The organism is Nitrospirillum bahiense (assembly GCF_007828025.1).
Classification (GTDB): Bacteria; Pseudomonadota; Alphaproteobacteria; order Azospirillales; family Azospirillaceae; genus Nitrospirillum; species Nitrospirillum amazonense.
The window spans coordinates 57,808-77,709 of record NZ_VITO01000021.1; the positions used below are offsets into that span (position 1 = coordinate 57,808).

Annotated in this window: 17 protein-coding genes; 6 read left to right on the forward strand and 11 right to left on the reverse strand. The window is 67.9% G+C overall.

What is annotated here, in order from left to right; genetic code table 11:
- Positions 1-136: 136 nt before the first annotated feature.
- Positions 137-1,333 carry a GTP cyclohydrolase II gene (ribA, locus tag FBZ88_RS24030; RefSeq protein WP_145619608.1) on the reverse strand — a complete coding sequence of 399 codons (1,197 nt, stop codon included), beginning with the start codon at positions 1,331-1,333 and terminating at the stop codon, positions 137-139.
- A gap of 551 nt (positions 1,334-1,884) precedes the next feature.
- Here ribA and FBZ88_RS24035 point away from each other — a divergent pair.
- The 3 genes from FBZ88_RS24035 (at position 1,885) to FBZ88_RS24045 (ending at position 4,173) form a co-directional block, all read left to right on the forward strand.
- Complete coding sequence (locus FBZ88_RS24035) at positions 1,885-2,781, forward strand: hypothetical protein (protein ID WP_145619609.1); 897 nt, start codon at positions 1,885-1,887, stop codon at positions 2,779-2,781.
- Positions 2,782-2,899: 118 nt separating this feature from the next.
- Complete coding sequence (locus FBZ88_RS24040) at positions 2,900-3,571, forward strand: response regulator transcription factor (protein ID WP_145619610.1); 672 nt, start codon at positions 2,900-2,902, stop codon at positions 3,569-3,571.
- Positions 3,568-4,173, forward strand: coding sequence for a YcbK family protein (locus FBZ88_RS24045; protein ID WP_145619611.1), 606 nt, complete (start codon positions 3,568-3,570; stop codon positions 4,171-4,173). The genes FBZ88_RS24040 and FBZ88_RS24045 overlap by 4 nt, the downstream gene beginning before the upstream one ends.
- Positions 4,174-4,297: 124 nt before the next feature.
- Here the strand turns inward: FBZ88_RS24045 and FBZ88_RS24050 are convergent, their stop codons facing one another.
- From FBZ88_RS24050 to FBZ88_RS24095, 10 genes are all read right to left on the reverse strand, one after another.
- Positions 4,298-4,918: an outer membrane protein gene (locus tag FBZ88_RS24050; RefSeq protein ID WP_186464583.1), complete on the reverse strand. Its 621-nt coding sequence runs from the start codon at positions 4,916-4,918 to the stop codon at positions 4,298-4,300.
- A gap of 565 nt (positions 4,919-5,483) precedes the next feature.
- The gene (gene pnp / locus FBZ88_RS24055) at positions 5,484-7,613 is read right to left on the reverse strand and encodes a polyribonucleotide nucleotidyltransferase (RefSeq protein WP_145619613.1); all 2,130 of its coding nucleotides are present in this window, start codon (positions 7,611-7,613) and stop codon (positions 5,484-5,486) included.
- A 294-nt stretch (positions 7,614-7,907) separates the two neighbouring features.
- Positions 7,908-8,177 (reverse strand): 30S ribosomal protein S15, encoded by a 270-nt coding sequence (gene rpsO, locus FBZ88_RS24060; protein WP_145610851.1) that lies wholly within the window; start codon positions 8,175-8,177, stop codon positions 7,908-7,910.
- Between the two features lie 15 nt (positions 8,178-8,192).
- Entirely contained in the window at positions 8,193-9,134 is a 942-nt protein-coding gene (gene truB, locus FBZ88_RS24065; protein ID WP_145619614.1) for a tRNA pseudouridine(55) synthase TruB, read from the reverse strand.
- Positions 9,124-9,597 (reverse strand): 30S ribosome-binding factor RbfA, encoded by a 474-nt coding sequence (rbfA, locus tag FBZ88_RS24070; RefSeq protein ID WP_145619615.1) that lies wholly within the window; start codon positions 9,595-9,597, stop codon positions 9,124-9,126. Before rbfA ends, truB begins: the two co-directional genes overlap by 11 nt.
- Positions 9,598-9,782: 185 nt before the next feature.
- Positions 9,783-12,527, reverse strand: coding sequence for a translation initiation factor IF-2 (gene infB, locus FBZ88_RS24075; protein WP_145619616.1), 2,745 nt, complete (start codon positions 12,525-12,527; stop codon positions 9,783-9,785).
- Between the two features lie 73 nt (positions 12,528-12,600).
- Positions 12,601-13,278, reverse strand: a complete 678-nt coding sequence (locus FBZ88_RS24080; RefSeq protein WP_246138831.1) for an RNA-binding protein — start codon at positions 13,276-13,278, stop codon at positions 12,601-12,603.
- A 14-nt stretch (positions 13,279-13,292) separates the two neighbouring features.
- Positions 13,293-14,792 carry a transcription termination factor NusA gene (gene nusA, locus FBZ88_RS24085; protein ID WP_004272990.1) on the reverse strand — a complete coding sequence of 500 codons (1,500 nt, stop codon included), beginning with the start codon at positions 14,790-14,792 and terminating at the stop codon, positions 13,293-13,295.
- 78 nt (positions 14,793-14,870) lie between these two features.
- The gene (rimP, locus tag FBZ88_RS24090; protein WP_145619617.1) at positions 14,871-15,365 is read right to left on the reverse strand and encodes a ribosome maturation factor RimP; all 495 of its coding nucleotides are present in this window, start codon (positions 15,363-15,365) and stop codon (positions 14,871-14,873) included.
- A 408-nt stretch (positions 15,366-15,773) separates the two neighbouring features.
- Positions 15,774-16,763, reverse strand: coding sequence for a 2-hydroxyacid dehydrogenase (locus FBZ88_RS24095; protein ID WP_040846616.1), 990 nt, complete (start codon positions 16,761-16,763; stop codon positions 15,774-15,776).
- A gap of 206 nt (positions 16,764-16,969) precedes the next feature.
- Between FBZ88_RS24095 and FBZ88_RS24100 the strand changes: the two genes are divergently transcribed.
- The 3 genes from FBZ88_RS24100 (at position 16,970) to mtnK (ending at position 19,710) form a co-directional block, all read left to right on the forward strand.
- Positions 16,970-17,566 carry an SH3 domain-containing protein gene (locus FBZ88_RS24100; RefSeq protein WP_145619618.1) on the forward strand — a complete coding sequence of 199 codons (597 nt, stop codon included), beginning with the start codon at positions 16,970-16,972 and terminating at the stop codon, positions 17,564-17,566.
- On the forward strand, positions 17,566-18,279 hold the full coding sequence (locus FBZ88_RS24105; protein WP_145619648.1) for a class II aldolase/adducin family protein: 714 nt from the start codon (positions 17,566-17,568) through the stop codon (positions 18,277-18,279). Before FBZ88_RS24100 ends, FBZ88_RS24105 begins: the two co-directional genes overlap by 1 nt.
- Before the next feature lie 93 nt (positions 18,280-18,372).
- Positions 18,373-19,710 (forward strand): S-methyl-5-thioribose kinase, encoded by a 1,338-nt coding sequence (mtnK, locus tag FBZ88_RS24110; protein ID WP_145619619.1) that lies wholly within the window; start codon positions 18,373-18,375, stop codon positions 19,708-19,710.
- Positions 19,711-19,902 lie beyond the last annotated feature (192 nt).

A 19,902-nucleotide genomic window follows, 5' to 3' on the forward strand; every position in this document is an offset into this window, starting at 1 on the left:
ATATGCCAGTCTAAATATTCAATCTTTTCAGATCGTTAGATCACGATGCCGGCCCTGCGAAACCGCCCATCGGCAGATTCAACCGAGCGGGGTCAGCCGGACTTGCCGGGCCCTTGCCCGTCATAGCCCCGGGCCGTCACAGCAGGTGGCCGGCCTTTTCCGCCTTGGTGCGCAGGTAGGCGATGTTGTGGCCATTGGCGGGGAAGATGTGGGGAACGCGATCCACCACCTGCACGCCCCAGCGGGCCAGCTGGGACAGCTTGTCCGGGTTGTTGGTCATCAGCCGCACGGCATGGAAGCCCAGGGCCTTCAGCATGGTGGCCGCCGGCAGGTAGGTGCGCTCGTCCGCTTCGAAGCCCACCATCAGGTTGGCGTCCACCGTGTCGACGCCGGCGTCCTGCAGGCGGTAGGCGCGCAGCTTGTTCATCAGGCCGATGTTGCGGCCCTCCTGCGCCAGGTACAGCACCACGCCGCTGCCCTGGGCCGCGATCTCGCGAATGGCGCCGCGCAGCTGGGCGCCGCAGTCGCAACGCAAGGAGCCCAGCAGGTCGCCGGTGAAGCATTCGGAATGCAGGCGGGCCAGCACCGGCTGCGCCGGATCGGGGTTGCCGATCAGGATGGCCAGATGCTCCACCCCGCCGTCCGGCGCGCGGAAGGCGATCAGGCGCGTATCCTCCGCATCCAGCAGGGGGACCGAGGCTTCCACCACCTGGCGCAGGGTGGACTCGCCGGCGGCCTGGTAGGCCTGGACGTCGGCACCGCGCACCGTCAGCAGGTCGTTGCGCGCCGCCACCTCGGCAGCGCGGGCGGCCGGCACCTCGGCCACCACGACGGCCGGTAGTAGGCGCGCCAGCTTGACCAGCAGCAGGGCCTCGCCCTCGGCCGAGGGGAAGGGGCGGACGATGGGCGTGATGTCCAGGGTGGCGTGACCTGGCCGGGTGGGGTCGGCCAGCAGGCGCACTAGGTCGGGCGTCAGGCCTTGACCCGACGTGCCTTTATTCGACGGGCCTGGGGCCGGGGCGATGACCACGGTGCCGGCCCCCATGGGGTCGGCCTGCGCCGGCTCCACCGCCTGGGTCAGCAGGCCGGCGGCGATGGCGCGCTTGTCGGTCACCACCAGGGCGGGCTCGCCCCCGCCGCCTTGGGCCGCCGCCTGCCGCACTAGGGCCAGGGCCGGGGCGTCCGCCATCTCCGCCGCGCGCACCAGCAGGGCACGGCCGTCACCGCCCTGCAGCATCACCAGATCGCCGCGGCGCAGCTCGGACACCACGCGCTGGACGGAGCGGCTGGCGGTCCGCAGCAGGGGCGAGATGGGTTCGGCGGCGAGCGACATGCGGGTATATCCAGGCGACACGGGAGAGCGGCACGGGGCCTTGGGACTTAACTACGAGACAGAGCTGAGGGACGGCGCAAAAAACGGGCACCGGCGTATGGGCAGCAGATGGTCATTTGGCCCGCCCGGCACAACCACTTCCGCCCAAATCATACGGTATCGGTCCCCGGCGCGCGGGCGAAGCGCTAGCGTTGCATGGGTCCCCAGCCCGCCGGTGGGCCGCCGTGTGGGAATAAATCCCGCGCCGGCGTCGATCGCCCCACCAGCCCCGCGCCGGGCGGCCAGCCGATATGACCGATCGCGCCATGGCTTTTCCCGGCGGGAAACACCAGAGTAAGCGGCGCATCCGACCATCGGGCGGTTGGCCGGCGGTGTGGCGGACACCACGGTAACCCGCTGATGCAACGGTGTTTCCCACCCCGTTTCCGTTTGTTTCCGGCCATCGCGCCGGCCCCGTCACGTCAGGACCCGAACGGGATGTTCCGTGCCTTCACCCCGGCCTCAGCCCCCTCTTCCGGCCCGCCCCCCGGCGGTGGTCGCGGAGGCGACGCATGATCCAGCCGCAGATCATCGACGGTGACTGGCAGGCCCTGCGCGAGCCGCTGGACGACAAGGCGCGGGCCATCGAGCTGGCGTGGGAATTCGCCCGCATGGTGCCGTCGCGCCCCCATGTCCTGGATCTGGGCGCCGGCCTGGGCGCCAACGTCCGCCACCTGCTGCCCCGCCTGGGGCGCATGATCCAGGACTGGACCCTGATGGACACCGACGCCACGGTCCTGGGCGGCGTGGCGGAGCGCATGCAGCGCTGGGCGCATGAATTGGGCTGGGGCATGGCGCGCAATCCGCCGGAAGCCGCGACACCGGGCGCGGTGGGCGAGTTGATTCTGTTCGGCGACGACATGCGCAGCCGCCTGACCCTGATCCAGCGTGACATGTCGTCCGACCTGCACGACCTGGGCATCCAGCGCCATGACGGCGTTACCGGCAATGCCTTCTTCGATCGCGTGTCGGCGGAATGGCTGGACCATTTCGTTGTCGAACTGACGGCCAGCGGCCTGCCGCCCGTACTGGCCACCGGGGTGCAGGATGGCCGGCTGCTCTGGCGGCCGGAGGATCCGGACGATGGGATGGTGGTGGAACTGGCGACGGCCGCAGCCCAGCGCGACTACGGCTTCGGCCCGCCGCTGGGCGACCAGGCATCCGCCGTTCTGGTGGAAAGGCTGGAGGCCGCGGGCTATCGCCTGGACGGCGCCCGGTCGGACTGGCGGCTGTCCGGCCTGCGCGCCCGGCAGGCGCACCTGGACCTGGTGGACATATTGGCCGCCCAGGCGGAGGCGCGCGACCCCGCCATGGCCGACCGCATCGGCGCCTGGCGCGAGCGCCGCCGCGCCGCCGTCATGCGGGTGGAGCTGATCGTGGGCCACGCCGACATCCTGGCCAGGCGATAGAGGGAAGCCCAGCCCATGGGGGCATGCGTCCATGGACCCCCGTGCGAACGATCCGCACCCATGGTAAGAAGACGACACGACTGTCCGCCTCCATCCCCCGTTTCCCTAGTCCAGGCCTATGACGACCCCAGGCGCCAAGAAGCTGTTGCTGGTTGAGGATGACGAAACCCTGCGCCACCTGTTGGCCGAGCAGCTGACAGCCTTGGAGGAATTCGACGTGCGGCAGGCCGCCCAGGGCGCCACGGCGCTGGCCGCCGCGCAGGCGGTTTCGTTCGAGGCCATCCTGCTGGCCAGCCGCCTGCCCGACATGGACGGGGCCGCCGTCTGCGCCGCCTTGCGCCAGGCCGGTGTGGACTGCCCCATCCTGCTAATGGCGGCGGAGGGGGAACCCGACGTGGCGGGCTGCAGCGACCGGCTGGTCAAGCCCTTCCGCATCGGCACCCTGCTGGCCAAGCTGCGCCAGCATGCCCGGCCCACGGGCGACGACCCGGCCCTGCGCATCGGCCCCTATGAATTCCGCGCGGTCGCCCGCACCTTGCGGGAGGACGGCACGGGCGCCGAGACCCGCCTGACCGACAAGGAAGCCCAAATCCTGGCCTATCTGCACCGCGCCGAGGGCGCGGTCATCAGCAGGGAGCAATTGCTGGAGCAGGTGTGGAACTATAACGAAGGCGTCACCACCCACACCCTGGAAACCCATATCTACCGCCTGCGGCAGAAGATGGAGCGGGACCCGGCCAACGCCGTCCTGCTGGTGACCGAACCCGGCGGATATCGACTGGCCCCATGACAAAACCCCCTTTCCGGTTCGCCCGGGCGGCATCCCTTTCCCTGGTGCTGGCCGTGGTCGCGGCCTGCGGCGGCGCGCCCAAGCCCTTCCCCGTGCCCCCGGCGGAGGCTGATCTGCCGCCGGCAAATACCGCCGCCATCCGCCGCGTCGTGCTGGTGCATCCGCCCAGCAAGGAGAAGGTGGACGTCATCTACTGGCATGACGGCGCCTACGACGCCCACGCCATGGCCGAGGTGGCGCACATCATGCGCGATCGCCATACCGGCGAGACCCATGACATCGACCCGGCGCTGATGGACTTCATCAGCGGCGTCATCCTGCGATCCAGCCTGCCACCGACCACACAGGTGGACATCCTGTCGGGCTATCGCTCACCCGAGACCAACGCCGCGCTGGTCAAGGTCAACCGCAACGCCGCCCGCGAAAGCTTCCACATGCAGGGCCGCGCCGCTGACATCCGCATCCCGGCGCTGAAGGGCGACGCCATCACCGAGATCGCCAAGACCATGCAGCGCGGCGGCGCCGCCTTCTACGATGGCAGCGGCCACACCCATGTGGATACGGGCCCGGTGCGCACCTGGGCGACGTATTCCACGCGCTGATTGGGTATCCTCGCGCTTCAGTCCGCCTTCGGCTCCCCGAACGCTCCAGCGGGCGGGGGGCGCGCCCTAACGAAAAAGGCCCGGGGGTGAGCCCGGGCCTTTTCCTTGAGAAGGCGCGCTTTTATCAGAAGCGGATGCCGACGCCGACGCGGACCTGGCTTTCGTCCGGGGTCGTGCGCAGCTGGCCGCCGGCCAGATCCCGCGTGGAGTGCGAGTAGTCGGTGTAGTCGTACTCGATGCGGGTGAACAGGTGCTCGTCGATGGCGTAATCGGCACCGACGCCGTACTTCACACCGTCATAGTCCTGGGCGTATTGGCGGGAGGCGCCACCCGTCAGGGCGGTGGTCGTGTCGATGGAGGTGTGCTGGTAACCGACGCGGCCGAACAGCAGCAGGTCGGGCTGGACCACGTAGCCCAGGCGGGCGCTGACGCCGGCGCTGTAGTTGGGCTGCACGCGGTAGCTGCCCAGGGCGTCGCCGTAGGTCCGGTCGCCGGTGTAGAAATTGGCTTCGCCTTCGGCGCCGACATAGATGTTGTCATAAACGGTCTGGCCGTAGCCGGCGAAGAGGCCGCCGTTGAAACCCTGGGTCTCATGGCTGGGCGTGCTCTGCTGGCCGCCGACGGTGGCCCGCTGATGGGCGTTGAACCAGTCATAGCCGGCGTTGGCACCAACATAGCCGCCATCGAACGTGCTCTGCGCCAGGGCCGGCGTCGCGGCAACCGCGACCAGAGCCGAAGCGGCCAAGACAATAGTCCGTAAATGCGACATGGTAACTCTCCTTTAAGGTCCCTAATCCGCCACAATTTCATTGCTGCAAGCAATAAAACTTGGGCGTGTTTCGGCGATGTTTCGTCATCACCTTCAAGTCCATCGCGCTACTATTGCGGATAACTACTGATGGATGACCGATTCATTACGCCCTCGAGACGGTCATAACCTGTGAGGATCGTCACACTTTCCATGTCGTCAGCGCACGGCTGGAAATCAATACTAAGCCCTTATTTCATGCCTAGACCGAATTAGTGCCCAGACTTCGCCACAAATGAATCGTTGTCGGCACGCGGCGGACATAGAAAAAGCCGCCCAAGCTACCCTGGGCGGCTTAATCCTTAACCAAAGGCATCGGCTGCGGCCGGATGCCTCGGGCTTATTATAGGTCCCCCTCAAGCGGCGGGGCGCGGGCATCCGCCCGCTGGCCTTCCTCGTTTTGCAGTCCGCTGACGCTGCCCGCGAAACTCCGGCGCCCGCCCTTGCGGGCTACCAGCGGCAAGGAGCCCCTGCCGCTGGGGCAAAAGTCCGGCCCTGGGGCTTACGCCTCCTCGGCCTTGTCCTTCTTGCTCAGATCTTCGCCAGTGGCCTGGTCGACAACCTTCATCGACAGCTTCACCTTGCCGCGATCATCGAAGCCCAGGACCTTCACCTTCACCTCGTCGCCCTGGTTGACCACGTCGGTCACCTTGGCCACGCGCTGCGGCGCCAGTTCGGAGATGTGGACCAGGCCGTCACGGGCGCCCAGGAAGTTCACGAAGGCGCCGAAGTCCATGACCTTCACGACCTTGCCGACGTAAATCTCACCCACCTCGGGTTCGGCGACGATACCCTTGATCCACTTGATGGCGGCGTCGGACGCCTTGCTGTCCACGGCCGCCACCTTCACGGTGCCGTCGTCCTCGATGTCGATCTTGGCGCCGGTCTGCTCCACGATCTCGCGGATCACCTTGCCGCCGGAGCCGATCACGTCGCGGATCTTCTCCTTCGGGATGTTGATCACGGTGATGCGCGGGGCGTTCTGGTTCACGGCGTCACGGGCACCGCCGATGGCCTTGGCCATCTCGCCCAGGATGTGCAGACGGCCGTCCTTGGCCTGCGCCAGGGCGACCTTCATGATGTCCTCGGTGATCGAGGTGATCTTGATGTCCATCTGCAGGGCGGTCACGCCCGCCTCGGTGCCGGCCACCTTGAAGTCCATGTCGCCCAGGTGATCCTCGTCACCCAGGATGTCGGACAGCACGGCGACGCCGGTGTCTTCCTTGATCAGACCCATGGCGATACCGGCCACGGGGCGCGGCAGCGGCACGCCGGCATCCATCAGCGCCAGCGAGGTGCCGCAGACGGTGGCCATGGAGGACGAGCCGTTGGACTCGGTGATCTCGGAAACCAGGCGCAGGGTGTAGGGGAAGGCTTCCTTCGCCGGCAGCAGCGGGTGCACGGCGCGCCAGGCCAGCTTGCCATGGCCGATCTCGCGACGGCCCGGGCTGCCCATGCGGCCGGCTTCACCCACGGAGTACGGGGGGAAGTTGTAGTGCAGCATGAAGTTTTCGCGGTATTCGCCTTCCAGCGCGTCCACGATCTGCTCGTCCTGGGCGGTGCCCAGAGTGGCGACCACCAGGGCCTGGGTCTCGCCGCGGGTGAACAGGGACGAACCGTGGGCCCGGGGCAGCACGCCCACTTCCGCCACGATGGGGCGGATGTCCACGGTGCTGCGGCCGTCAATGCGCTTGCCGGTCTCCAGGACCGTGCCGCGCAGCACGTCGGCCTCCAGATCCTTGAAGGTGCTGCCGACGGCTTCCGCCGTGTGGGCCGCGTCCGCCGTCAGGGCCTCGACCGCCTTCTTCTTGGCGGTGGAGATGGCCTCATAGCGTTCCTGCTTCACGGTCAGGGTGTAGGCGGCGCGGATGTCGGCACCCACCAGCTCGTTCAGCTTGGCCTTCAGGGCGGCCTTGTCATAGGCCGGGGCCGGCAGATCCCAGGGATCCTTGGCGGCCTGCTCGGCCAGGTCGATGATCAGGTTGATCACCGACTGGAAGGCGGTGTGGCCGAACATGACGGCCTTCAGCATGATCTCCTCGGACAGCTCCTTGGCTTCCGACTCGACCATCAGCACGCCTTCCTGGGTGCCGGCGACCACCAGGTCCAGATCGGTGGTCTCGACCTGCTCCAGCGTCGGGTTCAGGATGAACTCGCCATCCTTGTAGCCGACGCGGGCGCCGCCGATGGGGCCCAGGAAGGGCAGGCCGGACAGCGTCAGCGCGGCGGAGGCGCCGATCATCGCGACGATGTCGGGATCGTTTTCCAGGTCATGGCTCAGCACGGTGCAGACGACCTGCACCTCGTTGCGGAAGCCGTCGACGAACAGCGGGCGGATGGGGCGGTCGATGAGGCGGGAGGTCAGCACCTCCTTCTCGGTCGGACGGCCCTCGCGCTTGAAGAAGCCGCCCGGGATCTTGCCGGCGGCGAACGCCTTTTCCTGGTAGTTGACGGTCAGGGGGAAAAAGTCCTGGCCCGGCTTCACGGACTTGGCGCCGACGGCGGTACAGAGCACGACCGTGTCGCCGTAGGTGGCGATGACAGCGCCATCAGCCTGACGGGCGACCTTGCCCGTCTCGAGGACCAGCTTGCGGCCGCCCCATTCCATCTCTTTACGGAAAACCTTGAACATATCTTGCTTCCTTCCATCCGATACTCGGTGCACGTCCCGGATTGGACGGCCGAGCCGGGGCCCTATCGGCAGCACCCGCATTAGAAACCTTTAAATGACAGATGGCCAGCCGGGTCCACCCCGGCTGGCCATCTGCACTACTCAATAACCGCACTCATCCGCTTTTGGATCATCCGGACCGCGTTCTGCGCGCGGAACGGCAGCGTCGGGGCGCCGGTCCCGCCGGAAGGCGGGTGGCCGGTACCACCGGTCACTGCGGTCGCTTGCGCCAGGGGCGCCGTCCGGACCATACCCTTAGCGACGCAGGCCCAGGCGCTGAATCAGCGACGTGTAGCGGGCGGCGTCCTTGCGCTTCAGGTAGTCCAGCAGGCTGCGGCGCTGGCTGACCATGACCAGCAGGCCACGGCGGGAGTGGAAGTCCTTGTTGTGGGACTTCATGTGGTCGGTCAGGTTGGTGATGCGTTCCGTCAGGATCGCGACCTGCACCTCGGGCGAACCGGTGTCGCCTTCGGCGGTCTTGTACTCGGCAATGAGCGCCTGCTTGCGCTCGGCAGTGATCGACATCGTCGTCTCCATCACTTAGAGGTTCAAAACGCGCACCGGACGGACCTCCGCCCCCTCGACATGGACCAACGCCACCGGCTTGCCACCTGAAATGGCAAGCGCGATGGGCTCCCCGCCCGCCAACTGATCGTGAATGGCCTCAAGCCGTTCCAGATCATGACGGCGCAGCAGCGCCACCGTTTGTCCGTGTCTCAGTCGGTGCGCTTCCGCTTCCGCCAGGGCCAGCGCCGGGATGTCGTCCAGCGCGGTCTCGATCGGTTGCAGAAGTCCTTCGACCGTGGGTGTCTGCGCCACCCGTTCCAATTCGTCAAGCGAAATCGCCTGATCCATGGTGAAACGCCCGACCCGCAAACGCCGCAGGACGGACACATGGCCCACCGTGCCCAAGGCCAGGGCCAGGTCGCGCGCCAGCGAGCGCATATAGGTACCCTTGCCGCATTCCACCTCGAACTCGGCGTGGTCGGCGTCCGGGCGGCCAGTCAGCAGGAAGCTGTCCACGCGCACGATGCGCGGCGCCAAATCCACCCGCTCACCCTCGCGCGCCAGATCATAGGCCCGCTCGCCCGCCACCTTGATGGCGGAGAACTGCGGCGGCACCTGGCTGATCTCGCCCTGGAAATTCTCCAGCGCCGCCTCGATGTCCTCGTCGCTGGGACGGTGGTCATGGGTGGCCGTGACCTCGCCCGCCAGGTCGTCGGTGGTGCGGGACTCACCGAAGCGCAGCGTGAAGCGGTAGGTCTTGCCGCAGTCCATGGCGTAGGACACGGTCTTGGTGGCCTCGCCGAAGGCGATGGGCAGGATGCCGGTGGCGATGGGGTCCAGCGTGCCGGCGTGGCCCGCCTTTTCCGCCTGCATCAGCCAGCGCACCTTGGCCATGGCCTGGGTGCTGGTCATGCCCGGCGGCTTGTCCAGCACCAGCCAGCCGTGCAGCGGCCGGCCCTTGCGCTTACGGGCCATCGTGGCGCTCCGCGTCGGCGCCATCCTCGGCGTCCGCGCCACCACCGTCGTGGTCGCCATCCGCATGATCCAGGTCGCGCTGCACGTCCGGGCGGTGCAGCAGCTGGTCGATGCGCTGGGCGTAGTCGAAGGACACGTCGACCTGGAAGCTGAGGCGCGGCACGTGCTGCAGGCGCATGGCCTTGGCCACCTGGCTGCGCAGATAGGCCGAGACGCGGTTCAGCGCCTTGATCTGCTCCGGATGGCCGCCGCCCAGCGGCATGACGAAGGCCGTGGCGTTCTTCAGGTCGGGGCTGATGCGTACCTCGCTGACCGTCACGTTGAGGTCATGCAGGTCGGGGTCGCGGAAATCGGCCCGGCGCAGGATTTCGGCCAGGGCGTGGCGCAATTCCTCGCCCACGCGCAGCTGACGTTGAGAGGGGGCCTTGCCGGCGCGCAGGTCGGCGTCACCATGTCGGCTCATGGGTCACTATCCTAGTAAGGGCCCGGCCCCATTCCGTTGGGGGACAGGGCCGGCCCGCCCGTCCCATCACGGGAACGGCGCAGGGTCCAAGCGGCTCGGGTAAGAGCCAAAACGGCCGTCCGGGGTTGGACCGGACGGCCGGGTTGTCAGGCAGTACTCTTCCAGTCGAGGAAAGCGGGCCGCGCTTACAGGGCGCGGGCCACCTCTTCCATCTCGTAGGCTTCGATGACGTCGCCCGCCTGGATGTTGTCGTAGTTCTCGAAGGCCATGCCGCACTCGTAACCTTCGCGCACTTCCTTGACTTCGTCCTTGAAGCGCTTGAGCGTCTTGAGCGTGCCCTCGTGGATGACGACGTTGTCGCGCAGCAGGCGCACGCCGGCGCCGCGCTTCACGATGCCTTCCGTCACGCGGCAGCCGCCGACCTTGCCGACCTTGGTGATGTTGAACACCTCCAGGATCTGCGCGTTGCCCAGGAAGCGTTCGCGCAGGACGGGCTTCAGCATACCGGTCAGCAGGGCACGGACATCGTCGATGATGTCGTAGATGACCGAGTAGTAGCGGATCTCCGCGTTGTCCCGCTTGGCCATTTCACGGGCCTGCGGATTGGCGCGGACGTTGAAGCCGATGATGATGCCGCGCGAGGCGTTGGCCAGCGTGACGTCGCTCTCGTTGATGGCGCCCACACCGGAGTGCAGGACGCGCACCTTGACCTCGGCATTGTCGCCGGCCAGCTTTTCCAGCGTGCCGGAGATCGCTTCGATCGAGCCCTGCACGTCGCCCTTGATGACCAGCGGCAGTTCCTTCACCTCGCCCGCCTGGATCTGCTTGAACATCTGTTCCAGCGAACCACGCGCCGACTGGGCGACCTGGGCCTCCCGCTTCTTGCGCTGACGGAACTCGGTGATCTCACGGGCGCGGGCCTCGCTCTCGACGACCGAGAACTCGTCACCGGCCAGCGGCGTGGCGTTCAGGCCCAGCACCTCCACCGGGGTGGCGGGACCGGCGCTCTCGACGTTCTGGCCACGATCGTTGACCAGGGCGCGGACACGGCCCCACTCGCTGCCGGCGACGACGATGTCGCCCACCTTCAGCGTGCCGCGCTGCACCAGCATGGTGGCCACGGAGCCACGGCCGCGTTCCAGCTTGGCTTCAACGACCACGCCTTCGGCGGTGCGCGCCGGGTTGGCCTTCAGCTCCAGGATTTCGGCCTGCAGGAGGATGTTCTCCTCCAGCTTGTCCAGGCCCTTGCCCGTCTTGGCCGACACTTCCACGTCCAGGACGTCGCCGCCCATGGCCTCGACCACCAGGCCGTGCTGCAGCAGTTCCTGCCGCACCCGGTCCGGCTTGGCGCCGGGCAGGTCGCACTTGTTGATGGCGATGATGATCGGAACCTCGGCCGCCTTGGCGTGCTGGATGGCTTCGACCGTCTGCGGCATGACGCCGTCGTCGGCGGCCACCACCAGCACCACCACGTCCGTGACGTTGGCGCCACGGGCACGCATCTCGGTGAAGGCGGCGTGGCCGGGGGTGTCGATGAAGGTGATGCGCGAGCCCGACGCCAACTGCACCTGGTAGGCGCCGATGTGCTGGGTGATGCCGCCGGCCTCGCGGCTGGCAACGTCGGTGTGACGCAGGGCGTCCAGCAGCGAGGTCTTGCCGTGGTCGACGTGGCCCATCACGGTCACGACCGGCGGACGCGGCGACAGATCCTCGTCCCGGTCAACGTCACCCTTCACGCCCACCTCGACGTCGGCTTCCGACACGCGGTGCGCGCGGTGGCCGAATTCCGTCACGATCAGTTCGGCCGTGTCGGTGTCGATGTTCTGGGTGATGGTGGCCATCACGCCCATGCGCATCAGCGCCTTGATCACATCCGCGCCACGCTCGGCCATACGGTTGGCCAGTTCCTGCACGGTGATGACTTCGGGGATGATGACGTCGCGAGTCACTTTTTGCGTATCCTGACGCCCGCTCAGGCGCTGCTTCTCACGTTCACGGGCGCGGCGCAGCGCGGCCATGCTGCGGCCACGCTGGGCGCCACCGCCCTCGTCGCTCAGCGCCTGGGAAATGGTCAGCTTGCCGGCGTTGCGGCGACGCTCGCCACCCTTGGCGGCCTTGGCCGGGGCCGGGGCCGCGACCTTGCTGGCGGTCTTCGCGGGACCGCCCGGGCCGGCGCGGCGGCGCCCACCCTCGTCATCCTCGTCATCGACGGCGCGCGGGGCCAGCGGGCCGCGCGGCGCCACCGAATCGGCGGTGGCGGTGGTCGTGGCACCGGCGTTGCCGGCGGCGGGACGGGCGGCGCGCGGGGCCTCTTCGGCCTTGCGGGCGGCCTCGGCCTCCTTGCGCTTGGCCTCTTCCTCCTGGCGGCGCTTCTCCGCCTCGGCGGCGACGCGCTTTTCCTCTTCCTGGATCATCCGCAGCTCTTCCAGCTCGCGGCGACGCAGGGTTTCGTCGTCCAGGGGGCCGTCGTTGACCGGCTCCTCGACCACGGGCTCAGGCGCGGGCGCGGCCTCGGCCGGGGCCTCGTCGGCCATCGGCAGGTCGGCGGCGGCCACCTCATCCAGCAGCTCGTCGGCCACGTCCTCCTGGGCGGGGTTCTCGCCCATGGCGCGCAGGGCGCGCAGACGGGCTTCACGCTCGCTGTCGGTCAGCTGGCGGGGGGCACCGCCACGCGGCGGCTGGCCGCGGCTGCCGCCCTGGGCGGGCCGGCCCTCGGCGGCGGCACGGGCGGCGGCGCCGCCATCGGCCACGCCCGGACGGGCGCCCTGTTCAAAGGTTCGCTTGCGCTTGACCTCAACCGCAACGGTCTTGGTGCGGCCGTGCGAGAAGCTTTGGCGCACGGATCCCGCGGCCTCCGTCTTCTTCAGCTCCAGCTTGCCTCGACCGGTAAGGCTCAACTTCTTGCGGTCCTGGTCGCTCGTGTCAGTCATACGATTTCCGACTGTTTCATCGTTGTCGCCCCGGGGCCGATGCCCCAAGGCCATCCCTTACCCAGCGCTGGGCCTAACGCCCCTTGGAGAGGGCGCGCAGCCTGTCCGCCTCCCGCTGCAGGCGCTGGACCAAAGGTCCGGCACCCACCACGGCATGCACCGCGTCATCGCGGCCCAGCGCCATGCCCAACTCCCCCCGGTCGAAAATATCGACCACCGGGATGCCGGGGGACAGCGCGTCCAGCTTGGACCGGCCGTCGGCAGCCCCATCGGACGCCTCCAGCCTGAGCCCTATGCCCGACCGCGTACCGATGGCCTTGGCGCGCAGCGCCGCAGCCACCTTCTCAAACCCCGCCACCGCCTGGCCGCCCCGCCGGGCAAGCCCGACCAGGTCCAGACAACGGCGACGCAGAAGGCCCGACACCTGGGCCCCCAAGTCCGCCGGGGTGCGCACCGACCGGCGCGCCGCCTTGGCGAACAAACCTTTGGCGACCGCCTTTTCAACCAAGGCGGGGTCCGCCGTCAACCACAGCCCGCGTCCGGGCAGGGTTTCCTCCACATCGGGGACGATCGTGCCGTCGGGTCCGACGACAAAACGGATCATCCCGTCCTTCTCTCCGACCACCCCGCTGGCGATGCACCGGCGCAGTGGGCTTTTGGCCCCCCCGACCGCCTCCGCCTCGCCTTCCGGCAGCAACGGCGCGTCGGGGTCCGGTGTCATCGCCGGTCCCGAGACCTGCGGGGAGACCATGAACCAGGCCCCCCTCAGGCGTCCGCGCCGGACTCTTCGTCCGCGAACCAGTGGGCACGCGCGGCCATGATCAGCTCATTGGCCTCGTCCTCGCTCATCGAGTCCTTGCCCAGGATTTCGATGAGCTCGTCGCCCGCCAGGTCGGCGAAGTCGTCCAGCGTCTTGACGCCCTTCTCACCCAGCTTGACCAGCATGGGGGCCGTCAGCGCCTCGATGGCCGCCACCTCGTCGGTGACACCCAGTTCCTTGCGGCGGTTTTCCAGGCGGCTGTTCTGCTCTTCCAGGAAATTGCGGGCGCGTTCCCGCAGTTCCTCGGCCACGTCCTCGTCGAAGGCGTCGATGGAGGTCAGTTCCTCGGTATCGACGTAGGCGATCTCCTCCACCGAGCTGAAGCCTTCGGCCACCAGCAGATGGGCGATCACGTCGTCAACGTCCAGGGCCTCGATGAACATCTGCGACCGGGTCTTGAATTCCTCGGTGCGACGGTCGGATTCCTCCTGCTCCGTCATGATGTCGATGTCCCAGCCGGTCAGCATGGACGCCAAGCGGACGTTCTGGCCGCGGCGGCCGATGGCCAGCGACAGCTGGTCGTCGGGCACCACCACCTCGATGCGCTTGGTCTCTTCGTCCAGCACCACCTTGGCGACCTCGGCCGGGGCCAGCGCGTTCACCACGAAGGTGGCGGCGTCGCGGTTCCAGGGGATGATGTCGATCTTCTCGCCCTGCAGCTCGCCGACCACGGCCTGGACGCGGCTGCCGCGCATGCCGACGCAGGCGCCCACGGGGTCGATGGCGCTGTCATTGCTGATGACGGCGATCTTGGCGCGGCTGCCCGGGTCGCGGGCCACGGCCTTGATCTCGATGATGCCGTCGTAGATTTCCGGCACTTCCTGCTTGAACAGGCCGGCCATGAAGGCGGGATGGGTGCGCGAAAGAAAGATTTGGGGGCCGCGCGGCTCGCGCCGCACGTCGTAGATGTAGGCGCGCACGCGGTCGCCGTTCTTGAAATGCTCGCGCGGCAGGCATTCGTCGCGGCGCAGCACCGCCTCGGCGCGGCCCAGATCCACGGTCACGTTGCCGTATTCCACGCGCTTGACCAGACCGTTGACGATGTCGCCCATCCGGTCCTTGTACTCGTCATACTGACGGTCGCGCTCGGCCTCACGCACCTTCTGCACGATCACCTGCTTGGCGGTCTGCGCGGCGATGCGGCCGAAGTCGATGGGGGGCAGCGGGTCGATCAGGAAGTCGCCGACCTTGGCGTCCGGGCGCTTGCGCTTGGCCTGGGCCACGGAAACCTGGGTCGCCTCGTCCTCGACCGTCTCGACCACTTCCAGATAGCGCATCAGGTGGATATCGCCGGTCTTGCGGTCGATGCGGGCGCGGATGTCGTGCTCGTGGCCGTACTTGGACCGGCCAGCCTTCTTGATGGCCTCTTCCATCGCCTCGAGCACATGCTCTTTCTCGATGTTCTTTTCGCGGGCGACGGCGTCAGCGACTTGAAGAAGTTCCATCGAAGCGAACCTTGCCTTCTGTTACGTCAGTAAGAACGACTGTTGGGTGTGATACGTGGCGACTTGGGGGAAACGGGGTCAGTGCTGGTGCTTGCCCTCGGCGGCCGCCTTCAGCAGCGCGTCGTTCATCACCAGCTTGGCCCGCAGGATCAGGTCGAAGGGCACAGCGGCCGGGCCAGTGGGCATTTCCACCAGCACCTTGCCATCCTCGATCCCCTTCAGCATGCCGATGAAGCGGCGCCGGTCATCCACCGGCTGCGACGTCTCCACCCGCACCTCAAAACCCGCGTAGCGCTCAAAATCCTTGGGCCGGGTCAGCGGCCGGTCGATGCCGGGGCTGCTGACCTCCAGCGTGTAGGCGACATCGATGGGGTCTTCCACGTCCAGCAGGGCCGACACGGCGCGGCTGATCTCCGCGCAATCGTCCACCGTCATGGCGGCACCGTCCACGCGCTCGGCCATGATCTGCAGCGTCGGACGGGCATTGCCCGTCAGCGACACGCGCACCAAGTCGTAGCCCATGGCCTCGACCGAGGGGGCGATGATACCGGCGATGCGTTCCTGTACGTCCATCGATCTCTATCCAGGGAACGGCCGATCGGGCCGTCCCCGCCTTCGCTTGGGGACGGTTATGGGGCGAAACCTGCCCGCCTGACATCGCCGACCCCAGATAATAAAAAAAGTGGGCCAATGGCCCACCCGCAAAGCGTTCCAGCCAGCCACCAGATTGTCGATGGCCGGATCGTTATGAGGATTGCTGCGGCGGATCATAGTCGTCACGGCGTTTTGCGCAAAGGGTTTTCATGCGCCATCCGCCATGTGCCGGAAGGGATGCAGGCCAGCGTCACCGCCGGTTGTCATCATCCCCACCAAAGCTGGTGCCGTTAAACACCAGCGAGCCCCATATGGTGTGAAAAATAGCTAACGTCAAGATGTCCGGCGTCCCCGGTCAAGGCTGCCGGAACATCTTTTTCGCGAGCGTCAGAACATGGATTCGATGACCCGGTCGGGCGGCTTGTGGCCGTCGACGAAGGTCTTGATGTTGACGATGACCTTTTCGCCCATATCCTGCCGCCCCTCGATGGTGGCGGAGCCCATGTGCGGCAGCAGCACCACGTTGGAAAGCGCCAGCAGCTTGGGGTTGATGGCCGGTTCCTGCTCGAACACGTCCAGGCCGGCGGCGCCGATCTCGCCCTTGGCGAGCTTGCGCGTCAGCTCGTTCTCATCGATCACCTCGCCGCGCGCGGTGTTGACGATGATGCTGTTGGGACGCAGCAGGTTCAGGCGGCGGGCGGACAGCAGATGGTACGTCGCCGGCGTGTGCGGGCAGTTGATGGAGATGATGTCCATCCGCGCCAGCATCTGGTCCAGGCTTTCCCAATAGGTGGCCTCCAGCTCCTGCTCGATCTCGGGATGGACGCGATGCCGGTTGTGGTAATGCACCGACAGGCCGAAGCCCCGGGCGCGTCGGGCCAGCGCCTGGCCGATGCGCCCCATGCCGACGATGCCCAGGCGCTTGCCCCAGATGCGCGTGCCCAGCATCAGGGTGGGGCCCCAGCCCGTCCACTGGCCGGCGCGGATCAGCCGCTCGCCCTCGCCCACGCGCCGGGCGGTCGCCAGGATCAGGGCCATGGTCATGTCGGCCGTGTCCTCGGTCAGGACGCCGGGCGTGTTGGTGACCATGATGCCGCGCTCACGCGCCGCCTTCAGGTCGATGTGGTCGACGCCGTTGCCGAAGTTGGCGATCAGCTTCAGCTGCGGGCCGGCGTGGGCCAGGACGGTGGCGTCCAGGCGGTCGGTCACGGTGGGGACGACGACGGTGGCGACCTTGACCGCCTCCGCCAGTTCGGCGGGGGTCATGGCATGGTCGTCGGTGGAGAGCCGTGTATCGAACAGCTCCATCATCCGCGTCTCGATGACATCGGGCAGCTTGCGCGTCACGATGACGAGGGGCTTTTTCCGCTCGGACATGGTTCCTCCCGAGATAGCGTTCTTGCCATAGCAGCGAGGGGCGCCGCTGTCCAGCGGCCCTGGGACGCATGCCGGGTTCGTGGCCCGATGATACCCGTGACAGGGGCGACGCTTGACCCCGGCGGATGGGCGATTTCTATTGGGGACCGAAACGTCGCCCCATCCTTCTTTCCCATCAACGGGGACAGCCTTTGAAACGGTCGCCCATGGTCCGCTTTTTCCGGCAGGTGCTGCCCCGCGCCGCGATCGTCCTCGCCTTCGCCACCGCCGCCGCCCTGGCCGCCCCACCCACCCACACCGGCACCGACGGCACCGGTGCCGCCAGCGACCAGCAGGAGGGGGAGCCGCAAAGCGACGCCGCCCACCCCGACGCGGTGGTGCGCAGCGGTCTGCCCGTGCCGCGCTTCGTCACCTTGCGGTCCAACGAGCTCAATGTCCGCACCGGCCCCGGCGTGCGCTATCCCGTGGAATGGGTGTTCGTGAAGGCCGGCATGCCGGTGGAGATCACGGCGGAGTTCGACACGTGGCGCCGCATCCGGGATGTGGAGGGCACGCAAGGCTGGGTGCATCAGAGCACCCTGTCCGGCCGGCGGGGCATCATCGTCACCGGCCAACAGACCCGCACCCTGCGGCGCGACGCCGCGTCCGCCTCGGAAGCGGTGGCCCAGCTGGACCCCGGGGTCATCGCCAAGCTGCGCAAGTGCAAGGGCCCGTGGTGCCAGGTGGACGTGGGCGGCTTCCGCGGCTGGCTGCAGCGCGATGAGGTCTGGGGCGTCTACCCCAAGGAAGAGGTGGGTGAGTGATGGACACGCCCCTGCCGCCGGAGGACGACCAGGCGCTGCGCCAGGCGGTGATCGACACCGCCCGGGCCATGAACACGCTGGGCATCAACCAGGGCAAGAGCGGCAACGTCAGCGCCCGCTGCGGCGGTGGCTTCCTGGTCACGCCCTCGGGCGTGCCTTATGAGGCGCTGACGCCGGACGCCATCGTCTTCATGGACCTCCAGGGTCGCTATCGCGGTACCATGGTACCGTCCAGTGAATGGCGCATGCACCTGGCCATCTACCAGGAACGGCCCCAGGCCGGCGCGGTGGTGCATACCCATTCCACCTTTTGCACCGCCTTGGCCTGCCTGCGCGAGCCCATCCCGGCCTTCCACTACATGGTGGCCGTGGCCGGCGGCACCCGCATCGAGGTGGCGGACTACGCCACCTTCGGCACGGCGGCCCTGTCGGACGCCATGATGGCGGCACTGGGATCCCGCCGCGCCTGCCTGCTGGCCAATCACGGCATGATCGCCTTCGGCGCCGACCTGCGCCGGGCCCTGGACCTGGCGGTGGAGGTGGAAAGCCTGGCCCGCCAGTACTGGCACGCGCGCATGATGGGCACGCCGGTCATCCTGGGGGAGGAGGAGATGGCGGAAGTGCTGCGCCGCTTCGCGACCTATGGGCGCCAGCCCAAGGACCTGCCGCCCGGCACGCCGCAGGCGCTGGAGTTTCCTGAAAAGCTCCCCTGATGCGCGCCTGGACGGATGCTTCCGTTCAGGCTCACACTACCTCCCAGCGCCGCCCGATGAGGCGGCGGTGAAACGACTGGGAGTGCGCCATTCATGACCCTGGATACGCCGCCGGGCTATGCCCCGCTGAGCGATGCGACCCTGCCCGATTTCCTGGCCGCCGTGCCGGCCCTGGCCACGCGCCTGGGCGGTTCCCCCGCCGACTGGCGGGTGACCGAAGTGGGCGACGGCAACCTGAACCTGGTCTTCCTGGTGGAGGGGCCGGGTCACGACGGCAAACCCACCGGCCTGTGCGTCAAGCAGTCCCTGCCCTATCTGCGCCTGGTGGGTGAGGGATGGCCCCTGGATCTCAACCGCGCCTGGTTCGAGCAACGGGCCATGGCCCTGCATGCCGCCGGCGCCGCCGGCCGGGCGCCGGCCCTGCTGCACTATGACCCCACGCTGTACGCCATCGTGATGGAGCGGCTGTCCCCCCACATCATCCTGCGGCGCGGCCTGGTGCAGGGTATCCGCTATCCCCGCCTGGCGGAGCATGTCAGCGATTATCTGGCGGGCACGCTCTACGCCACCAGCGACCTGGCCCTGCCGGCCTCGAAGAAGCGGCCCCTGGTGGCGGCCTTCACCGCCAACGACGCCCTCTGCCGCCTGACGGAGGACGTGATCTTCACCCAGCCCTACATGACCCATCCGCACAACCGCTGGACCAGCCCGCAACTGGACGCGACGGCCAAGGCGGTGCAGGCGGACACGGCCTGGAAGCTGGCGGCCAGCCGGCTGAAGCTGAAGTTCATGGCCAGCCCCGAGGCGCTGATCCACGGCGACCTGCACACCGGGTCCATCATGGTGACGGAGACGGACACGCGGGTCATCGATCCGGAGTTCGCCTTCTTCGGCCCCATGGGCTTCGACGTGGGTGCCATCATCGGCAACCTGCTGCTGAACTACCTGTCCCAGGACGGGCACGGCACGGAGGAGCATCCCCGCGACGCCTACCAGGACTGGGTGCTGCAGACGGTGGAGGAGCTGTGGACCCTGTTCCGCGCCAAGTTCCTGCACCTGTGGCGCACCAGCGGCGAGGGCGACGCCTATCCCGCCGCCCTGTTCTCCGGCCCCGACGGCACCGCGTGCCTGGAAACGGAGCGCCGCGCCTATCTGGACCGGCTGTTCACCGATGCCCTGGGCTATGCTGGCGCCAAGATCACCCGGCGCATCCTGGGCCTGGCCCACAACATCGACCTGGAAAAGATCGCCGACCCCGACATGCGCGCCCTGTGCGAGACCCGCTGCCTGGCCTTGGCCCGGTCGCTGATGGTGGAAACCGGCCGCTATCCCACCATCAAGTCCGTGACGGAGGCCGCCCGCCACGTGCGCCGGACCGTCACGGCGGTGGGGCCCATCGACAGGCACGGGCTGGCGCTGGACGCGCTGTAATATCATACCAGCGGCACGAGATGGTGACTCGTGCCGCTGTAGGCCCCGACCGGGGCCGCCGGAGCGAGCACCGCCCAGTTGGTGTATAGGGGGGGCGTAGCGAGGACAAGCCTAGGCGGACGGATGTCCGCCGCCCGGCGCCTGAGGGAGCATTTGAACGGTCACGTTCAAATGCCGCGCGTATCAGATGTC